This is a genomic window from Aeromicrobium sp. CnD17-E, from assembly GCF_024124745.1.
Lineage (GTDB): Bacteria > Actinomycetota > Actinomycetes > Propionibacteriales > Nocardioidaceae > Aeromicrobium.
Map to the genome: position 1 here is coordinate 1 of NZ_JAMXRU010000138.1, position 6,833 is coordinate 6,833.

General features: G+C 73.8%; 9 protein-coding genes. All 9 read right to left on the bottom strand.

All coding sequences use genetic code 11. The features are described from left to right. The coding region (locus NH339_RS16725; RefSeq protein WP_253027149.1) for a DivIVA domain-containing protein at positions 1 to 304 on the bottom strand (304 nt) is incomplete at its 3' end. Positions 305 to 415: 111 nt separating this feature from the next. Then, positions 416 to 718 (bottom strand): YggT family protein, encoded by a 303-nt coding sequence (locus NH339_RS16730; RefSeq protein WP_067858255.1) that lies wholly within the window; start codon positions 716 to 718, stop codon positions 416 to 418. Continuing rightward, positions 718 to 1,212: a cell division protein SepF gene (locus tag NH339_RS16735; RefSeq protein ID WP_253027150.1), complete on the bottom strand. Its 495-nt coding sequence runs from the start codon at positions 1,210 to 1,212 to the stop codon at positions 718 to 720. Before NH339_RS16735 ends, NH339_RS16730 begins: the two co-directional genes overlap by 1 nt. A 72-nt stretch (positions 1,213 to 1,284) precedes the next feature. Then, on the bottom strand, positions 1,285 to 1,998 hold the full coding sequence (locus tag NH339_RS16740) for a YggS family pyridoxal phosphate-dependent enzyme (protein WP_253027151.1): 714 nt from the start codon (positions 1,996 to 1,998) through the stop codon (positions 1,285 to 1,287). After that, positions 1,995 to 2,711: a polyphenol oxidase family protein gene (locus NH339_RS16745; RefSeq protein ID WP_253027152.1), complete on the bottom strand. Its 717-nt coding sequence runs from the start codon at positions 2,709 to 2,711 to the stop codon at positions 1,995 to 1,997. Before NH339_RS16745 ends, NH339_RS16740 begins: the two co-directional genes overlap by 4 nt. A 35-nt stretch (positions 2,712 to 2,746) precedes the next feature. Further along, a complete protein-coding gene (gene ftsZ, locus NH339_RS16750) occupies positions 2,747 to 3,922 on the bottom strand; it encodes a cell division protein FtsZ (RefSeq protein WP_067858267.1) in 1,176 nt (391 codons plus the stop codon). Positions 3,923 to 4,141: 219 nt separating this feature from the next. Next, positions 4,142 to 4,867, bottom strand: coding sequence for a cell division protein FtsQ/DivIB (locus NH339_RS16755; RefSeq protein ID WP_253027153.1), 726 nt, complete (start codon positions 4,865 to 4,867; stop codon positions 4,142 to 4,144). Beyond that, positions 4,864 to 6,279, bottom strand: a complete 1,416-nt coding sequence (gene murC, locus NH339_RS16760) for a UDP-N-acetylmuramate--L-alanine ligase (protein ID WP_253027154.1) — start codon at positions 6,277 to 6,279, stop codon at positions 4,864 to 4,866. The genes NH339_RS16755 and murC overlap by 4 nt, the downstream gene beginning before the upstream one ends. Then, the coding region (locus tag NH339_RS16765) for a glycosyltransferase (RefSeq protein WP_305883288.1) at positions 6,276 to 6,833 on the bottom strand (558 nt) is incomplete at its 5' end. The genes NH339_RS16765 and murC, both read right to left, overlap by 4 nt.

A 6,833-nucleotide genomic window follows, 5' to 3' on the forward strand; every position in this document is an offset into this window, starting at 1 on the left:
CCGGGGCGGGAGCGGGCTCGGGCGCCTTCTCGACGACCGGCTCGGGCTCCGGCTCGGGCTCCGGCTCCGGCTCGGGTGTCGGGGCCGGCGCGGGCTCCGCCTTGACGGCAGGGATCAGACCGGTGGGCTCGCCGGTCGAGGCCGCGGCGACCTTGGCGCGCAGCTCCTCGTTCTCGACGGTGAGTCGCTCCAGCTCGGCCTCGACCTCGTCGAGGAACTGGTCCACCTCGCCCATGTCGTAACCCTCGCGGAGACGTACCGGAGTGAAGCGCTTGTTGCGCACGTCCTCTGGCGTCAGGGGCATGAGTTCACCTCGTGTCGTGGTTTCGTCTCGAAGACTGTGGTTCTGACCCACCGTACTCGGTCACCGTTCACTGCTGCCACACGCGTCCCGTCCGCGGACGCCGTGCGGTGTTCACCGACCGACGAGCGTGTTGTTCACGATCGCCTGGAGGATGTAGATCCCGATCAGGAGCACCATCGGCGACAGGTCGAGCATGGCTGATCCCAGGCGGACCGGCGGGATCACGCGGCGCACCGCACGCAGCGGCGGGTCGGTGACGGTGTAGATGCCCTCGCACAGCACGGCGACGAACCCGGTGGGTCGCCACGACCGCGCGAGGAGCTGGACCCAGTCCAGGATGAGCCGTGCGATGAGCACGAGGATGCAGACGAGCAGGACGAAGCTGAGGACCTGCCCGATGGTGGAGAGCGCCATCAGCCGTTGTTGTAGAAACCGCCCGCGGCGATGCGCTGCTTGTCCTCGTCGGTCACCTCGATGTTCTCCGGCGAGAGCAGGAAGACCTTCGACGTGACGCGGTTGATCGTGCCGCGCACCGCGAACACGAGACCGGCCGCGAAGTCGACGAGGCGCTTGGCGTCGTCGTCGTCGATCTCCGAGAGGTTCATGATGACCGGGACGCCGGAGCGGTAGTGCTCGCCGACCGTGCGCGCGTCGTTGTAGGTGCGCGGCGTGACCGTCTCGATGCGGGCGAGCATCGACGGCGCCGCCTCGACGGCGCGGGGCGTGCGGCGGTGGTCGTCGATCGACGCGACCTGCGCCCGACGCTCGGGGGCGCGCACCGCGGGGGTCCGCTCCTCCTCACGACGGACGGCCGGCACCGGACCGGTGGGCTCGTCGTCGTACTCGTCGAAGTCAGCCTGCTCGACGAGGCCCAGGTACTCGCCTACTTTTCGCATTGCGCCAGCCATGATGTCTCCGTCGGGTGCGGGTGAGCGGGGGCTCGGAGGAAGAAGAGGTGTCGGTGAACGACACTGGTGAGATTACCGGAGCGGAGGCCGCTCGCCGAGCACCGCGCGCCCGATCCGCAGGTGTGTCGCGCCGGCGGCGACCGCGTCCTCGAAGTCGCCGCTCATCCCGGCCGAGACGATGCGCGCGTCGGGGTGCTGCGCCCGTACCTGCTCGGCCAGCTCGCGCAGGCGCTCGAACACGGGTCGGGGGGCGACACCGAGGGGGGCGACGGTCATGAGGCCGCCGAGGTGCACGCGGGGCAGCTCGGCGACGAGGTCGGCGAGCGCCGCGACGTCGTCGGGCGCGGCGCCGGAGCGACCGGGGTCCTGGAGGTCGAAGTCGACCTGCAGGAGCAGCACGAGGTCGCGGTCGGCGGCCTCGGCCCCTCGCGAGAGGGACCGGGCGAGCTTCGCGCGGTCGACGCTCTGGACGACGTCGGCGTAGCGTGCCACGGCGCCGGCCTTGTTGGTCTGCAGCCCACCGACGAAGTGCTGGCGCGGCGCCGTGACCCCGTCGGCCAGCAGCGACGGCAGCTCGGCGGCCTTGTCGCCGGCCTCGGGGTGGCGGTTCTCGCCCACGTCGGTGACGCCGAGCCCTGCGAGCGTGGCGACGTCGGAGGCGGGGTAGGTCTTGGTGACGACGATGGTGGTGACGTCCTCGGGTGCGCGACCGGCGGCTGTGCACGCCTGCGTGACGCGGGCCCGCACCTCGGCGAGGTTGGCAGCGAGCTCTTCGGCCCGGGTCATCGGCTGCCCTCCGCGGCTAGCACGACGACGCCGCCCATGCGACCGGCGCGCTCGCCCTGGCGTCGGTGCGACCAGAACCGGTCGTCCTCGATCGTGCAGGCTCCGGCTCCGACGTCGTGCACGGTGACGCCGAGCGCCTCCAGCTGCGCGACCACCCCGGCGCCCACGTCGACCGCCGGGGTGCCCCAGGACGTCGTCGAGCGGGTGCCCGGGACGGCGGCGTCGACCGCGTCGGCGAGGTCGGCCGGCAGCTCGTAGCAGCGACCGCACGCGCGGGGTCCGACCCAGGCGTGCAGCGGTGCGGTCGGCCCGTCGGCCACGACACGCTCGACCGCGCGGGGGACGACGCCGCGCACCAGCCCCTCCCGGCCGGCGTGAACCGCGGCAGCGACGGACCCGTCCTCGCTGGCGAGCAGCACGGGCGTGCAGTCGGCGACCCTCACCACGAGCGCGACCCCGGGCGTCCGGGTGACGAGTGCGTCGGCGGTGGGGGTCGGCGTGCCGCGACCGACGAGCACCGCGTCGGGTCCGTGGACCTGGTGCATCGACACGACGTCCAGCGTGCCGTCGGATCCTGCGTCGAGCCCTCCGGCCACCGACCGCGCGGCCCGACGTCGCGCCTGCACCGACTCGGCCGCGTCGCTGCGGCCGAGGTCGGTGCTGGCGTCGGTGAAGCCGACCTGCGCCCAGCCGAGGTCCTGGTGGAAGAACACGTCGTCGACGTTAGCGCGGGCGGGCGACGCCGTGCTCAGCGCAGGAAGTCGGGGATGTCGAGGTCGTCGCCGTAGGGCACCTCGCGCGGCTCGCGCGTGGGGACCGAGCGCGGGTCGCCCGACGGCAGCGGGTCGGCCTGCGTCGACGACGAGTACTTCTGCCCCGTGTAGGTCTCGGCGGTCGGCGGCGGGGTGCTCGGCGTGGCCGGCTCCTGCGCCGCCTGCTCCTTGAGCAGCGCCGGCTGCGATGCGTCGCGCGCCTTCGGCTCGCCACCGTCGAAGCCTGCCGCGATGACCGTCACGCGCACCTCGTCGCCGAGGGCGTCGTCGATGACGGCACCGAAGATGATGTTGGCCTCGGGGTGGACGGCGTCGGCGACGAGACCCGCGGCCTCGTTGATCTCGAACAGGCCGAGGTCGGAGCCACCGGCGATCGACAGGAGCACACCGCGCGCGCCCTCGATGGAGGCCTCGAGAAGGGGGCTGGAGACGGCCATCTCTGCGGCCACGGCCGCACGCTGCTCACCGCGCGCCGAGCCGATGCCCATGAGCGCGGACCCGGCGTCGGACATGACCGACTTCACGTCGGCGAAGTCGAGGTTGATCAGGCCGGGGGTCGTGATGAGGTCGGTGATGCCCGAGACGCCCTGGTGGAGGACCTGGTCGGCCTGGCGGAAGGAGTCCAGCAGGCTGACGTTGGGGTCGCTGATCGACAGCAGCCGGTCGTTCGGGATGACGATGAGGGTGTCGACCTCCTCGCGCAGCGCCTGGATGCCCGCGTCGGCCTGGCCGGAGCGGTTGCGACCCTCGAACGTGAACGGGCGGGTGACGACGCCGATGGTCAGCGCGCCCAGCGAGCGCGCGATCCGTGCGACGACGGGGGCGCCGCCGGTGCCGGTGCCGCCACCCTCGCCCGCGGTGACGAAGACCATGTCGGCGCCCTTGATGGCCTGCTCGATCTCCTCGGCGTGGTCCTCGGCGGCACGCTTGCCGATCTCGGGGTTCGCGCCGGCACCGAGGCCGCGCGTGGAGTCGCGGCCGACGTCGAGCTTGACGTCGGCGTCGCTCATGAGCAGCGCCTGCGCATCGGTGTTGATGGCGATGAACTCGACGCCCTTGAGGCCGACCTCGATCATCCTGTTCACGGCATTGACGCCGCCGCCGCCGATGCCGACGACCTTGATCACGGCGAGGTAGTTCTGGACCGCCATGTGCGATGCCTTTCAGGAGGAGGGCTGGAGGGGGTCTCCCTCAAGTCTGAACGTGAACGTCAGGGTTATAGTTATGTCAACCTGCCGTCCGAGGATCACGCTACGCGGCGCGCGCACGCCGTCACGGACGACACGCCGCGCGTCGCGTGCGCTCTGGACCACGCACGTCACGCGTCACGGTCCGGCCACGCTCGACCGGGGCCATGAGTGCCGGCGCCGCTACTGGCGCGTGGTGGGCTGCTCGGGCGCGCTGACGTCGTAGCCGCGCGCCCGGATGCGCAGCAGGGCCCGCAGGACCTTCAGCTTCTGCTCCGGCTTGGCCGCGCTCCCCCACGTGACCGTGCGGTCGCGCGAGAGCCGCAGCGTCACGGCGTCGCGGCTCGGCGCCTCGACGGCACGGACGGCCTTCACCAGGTCGGGGTCGTCCTTCTCCAGCCGGGCCACGACCGCGGCCGCGGCGACGACCGCCAGCTGGCGCTGCCGCGGGTCGGTGGCCGAGGTGCTGACCTCGACGAGGCCTCGGGGCGGCTGCCGCAGGGTCCGGTAGTCGATGCCGAAGCGGTCGAGGGCGCGCACGTCGCCGTCGACCCTGGTCCAGGCGACGGCCGTGCGCTCGGTGACCTCGACGCGGACGGTGCGGGGCCAGCTGCGTCGGACCTCGACGCGCTCGACCGCCGGCAGTCCCGCCACGCGTGCCTCGACCGCGGCGGTGTCGAGCCTCGCCAGCGGCGTACCCAGGCGGACGTCCGCGACCGAGCGCACCTGCTTGACCCCGAGGGTCCTGGTGCCCTCCACCTCGACGTCGCGGACCCCGAGGACGTGGGAGAACCAGACGAGCCAGACGAGCACGCCGACGAGGACGACGCCGCCGAGGCCGCCGGCCCAGCGGAGCAGCCGCTTCCGGCGGTCGCGTCGACGCCGCTCGTGGAAGCGCTGCTCGGTCATGCCCCGCCCGTCCCGCGGGCGCGCAGCGCGTCGAGCAGACGCGGACCGACGACGGTCACGTCGCCGGCACCGAGCGTGAGGACGAGGTCGCCCGGCCGCACCTGCGGCAGGAGGACGTCGTGCAGGTCGGCCACGGGCCCACCCACGGAGGCGGGCGGACCGTCGACGGCGTCGACCACGAGGGCCGACGTGACGGCGGGGTCGGGGTCCTCGCGGGCCAGGTACAGGTCGGCGACCACGACGAGGTCGGCCGCCGACAGGGCTCGGCCCATCTCCACGCCGTAGAGACGCGTGCGGCTCACCAGGTGCGGCTGGTAGGCCACGACGAGCCGCCCCTCCCCCGCGATGGAGCGGGCCGCCGCGAGGTCGGCGCGGATCTCCGTCGGGTGGTGGGCGTAGGAGTCGTAGACGACCACGCCGTCGACCTCGCCGAGCCGCTCCATCCTGCGACGCGCGCCGCCGTAGGCGGCCAGGCCCTCCACGAGGGCCTCGGCCGGGTCACCGAGCCGCAGGCCGACCGCGAGCGCGAGGAGCGCGTCCTGCGCGTAGTGGGCGCCGGGCACGGCCAGCCGGACCGGCAGGCCCGAGAGACCGAGGCCGTCGACGGTGAAGGTCGTCGCCCCGGCGGCCACCTGCACGTCGCGCGCCCGCAGGTCGTGGCCGTCGCCCAGGCCCGTGGTGACGACGTCGAGCCCGCGCGCGGTGCCCGCGGCGGCGAGGGCGGCGGCTCCCGGGTCGTCGGCACCGAGCACGAGCACCTCGCCGACCGTCGCGACGAACTGCTCGAAGGCGGCGGCGTAGGCCTCCTCGGTGCCCCACGTGTCGAGGTGGTCGGCGTCGACGTTGGTCACGACCGCGAGCGCGGGGTCGTAGTGCAGGAACGCGCCGTCGCTCTCGTCGGCCTCCGCGACGAGCACGTCGCCGGTGCCCACGCGTGCGTTGGTGCCGAGGCTCGCGACCTCGGCACCGATGGCGAACGACGGCTCGGCACCGGCGGCCACGAGGGCGCAGGTCAGCATGGCGGTGGTGGTGGTCTTGCCGTGCGTGCCCGCGACGGCGACCGTGCGCCGGTCGGTCATGACCGAGCGCAGGCCCGCCGACCGTGGCCAGAGCCGGGCGCCCGACGCCGTGGCGGCCACGACCTCGGGGTTGTCCTCGCGGACGGCGGTGGAGACGATCACGGTGTCGGCACCCTCGACGTGCTCCGCCGCGTGCCCGACGTGGACCGTGATGCCCTCCTCGCGCAGCGCGCGCACGACGGCACCGTCGGCGGCGTCGCTGCCGCTGACGGTCACGCCCTGCTGGGCGAGCAGCCGTGCGATCGCGGACAGGCCCGCCCCGCCGATGCCGACGAGGTGGACGCGGCCGAGGTCGTGCGGGCCGGGCACGTGGTCGGGGACGGGGACCCTCATCGACCGAGCTCCCGACCTGCGGCGGCCAGGACCATGCGCGCGAGCCGGGCGTCGGCGTCGCGCGGCACGAGGTCGGTCGCCGCCGCCGACATGAGGGCCAGGCGCTCGGTGTCCTGCACGAGCGGCACGACGACCTGGTCGACCCAGGCGGAGGTCATGGCCTCGTCGTCGATGAGCAGGCCGCCGCCCGCCTGCACCACCGGGTGCGCGTTGAGGGCCTGCTCGCCGTTGCCGATCGGTAGCGGGACGAACGCCGCCGGCAGCCCCACGGCGGCCACCTCGGTGACGGTGTTCGCCCCCGCCCGGCAGACGACGAGGTCGGCGGCCGCGTAGGCGAGGTCGATCCGGTCGATGTACTGCTCGACGACGTACGGCGGGGCGTCGGCGGGACGCTCGAGCACGACCTCCTCGGGCCGCCCGGCGGCGTGGAGCACCTGGACGCCGGCCTCGGCGAGGTCGCGCGCGGCACCGCTGACCGCCTGGTTGATGCGGCGGGCGCCCTGCGAGCCGCCCGTGACGAGCAGCGTCGGTCGGTCGGGGTCGAGCCCGAAGTG